The organism is Streptomyces sp. NPDC051136, assembly GCF_044455745.1.
In the GTDB taxonomy this organism is placed as follows: domain Bacteria; phylum Actinomycetota; class Actinomycetes; order Streptomycetales; family Streptomycetaceae; genus Streptomyces.
In genome coordinates, this window is sequence record NZ_JBITFE010000025.1 from 1 (window position 1) to 1,541 (window position 1,541).

1 protein-coding gene is annotated in these 1,541 nt (G+C 72.0%); it reads left to right on the plus strand.

Features of this window, described 5'->3' with window-relative positions; all coding sequences use genetic code 11:
• Nucleotides 1–106: 106 nt before the first annotated feature.
• The coding region (locus ACIBCJ_RS35585; RefSeq protein WP_365981568.1) for a polyketide synthase dehydratase domain-containing protein at nucleotides 107–1,541 on the plus strand (1,435 nt) is incomplete at its 3' end.

A 1,541-nucleotide genomic window follows, 5' to 3' on the forward strand; every position in this document is an offset into this window, starting at 1 on the left:
TGCCGTGGCGGGGCCGGGTGAGTTGACCGATCCGGAGTACTGGGTCCGTCAGCTGCGTGGCACCGTCCGTTTCCACGACGCCGTACAGACCATGAGGAAGGAGGGCGTGACCGACTTCGTGGAGATCGGCCCCGACGGCGTCCTCAGCTCCCTGATCGCGTCCGGGACGGACGACGACCTGGGCGTGGTGGCTCCGGTCCTGCGCGGCAAGCAGCACGAACCCACCACCCTCGCCCTGCTCCTGGGCCGGCTGCACACCCGCGGAGTCCGCGTCGACTGGCCGAACGTCCTGCCCGGGGCCCGGCGCGTCGCCCTGCCCACCTACCCCTTCCAGCGCCAGCGCCACTGGCTGGAGGAGAGGGCCTCTGCCGGGGACCCGGCCGCACTGGGGCTCGAGCAGCTCGAACACCCGATGCTCGGTGCCGCGCTGTCGCTGGCCAACACCGACGAGATCGTCCTCACCGGGCATCTCTCCGCGCACACCCACCCCTGGATCACCGACCACACCGTCTTCGACACGGTTCTCGTGCCTGGCACGGGCCTGCTCGAACTCGCCGCCCGGGCCGCCGACGAGGTCGGCTGCGACCGGGTCGAGGAACTGCGCCTCGTCGCGCCGATGGTGCTGCCCGAGGACGGCGGAATCCAGCTGTCCGTAAGGGTCGGCGCCCCTGACGACGACGGTCGGCGCGAGATCGGTGTCTTCTCCCGCACGTCCGGCGCGGACGGCGACCTGGACCGCCCCTGGACCCTGCACGCCGAGGGAACGCTCGGGACGAGGGAAGCCGGGGACGTCTCCGCCGCGGCCGGCGCTCTGACGGTGTGGCCGCCCGAGGGCGGCACGGAGGTGCCGCTCGACGGTGTCTACGAGCGGCTGACCGACCAGGGCTATGCGTACGGCCCCGCGTTTCAAGGGATGCGCCGCGTGTGGCGGGGCGACGGCGAGGTGTTCGCCGAGATCCAGCTACCGGAAGGCTGCCGTGCCGACGCTCCCCGGTTCGTGGTGCACCCCGCGCTGCTGGACGCGGCGCTGCACGCGCTGCTGCCCGGCATCGTCACGCAGGACGAGCAGACGCAACTCCCGTTCGCCTGGGGCGGTGTCGAGCTGTACGGCGCCGCGTCGCCCACCTTGCGCGTCCGGCTCTCGCTGCCCGTTCCCGGCGCCGCCGTGTCCGAGGTCTCGCTGACCGCGGTCGACGAGACCGGCGCGCTGGTCGCCTCCGTCGAGTCGCTGGCTCTGCGCCCGGTGTCGAGGGAGGCACTGGCGACGGCGAGCGCGACCGGCGACAACCGGTTCCACGTGCGGTGGGAGTCGGTGGGGTCGGGGTTGGTTGGTGGTGGGGTGTCGGGGGGTTTGGTGTTTGTGGGTGAGGGGTTGCCGGAGGTGGTGGATGGGGTTGTGGGTGCGGGTGCGGTGGTGTTTGAGGTGCCGTCGGTGCGTGCTGGTGATGTGGGTGGGGATGTGGCGGGTGGGGTGCGTGGTGTGGTGGGTGGGGTGTTGGGGTGGTTGCGTGGGTGGTTGGGGGATGGGCGGTTTGAGGGGT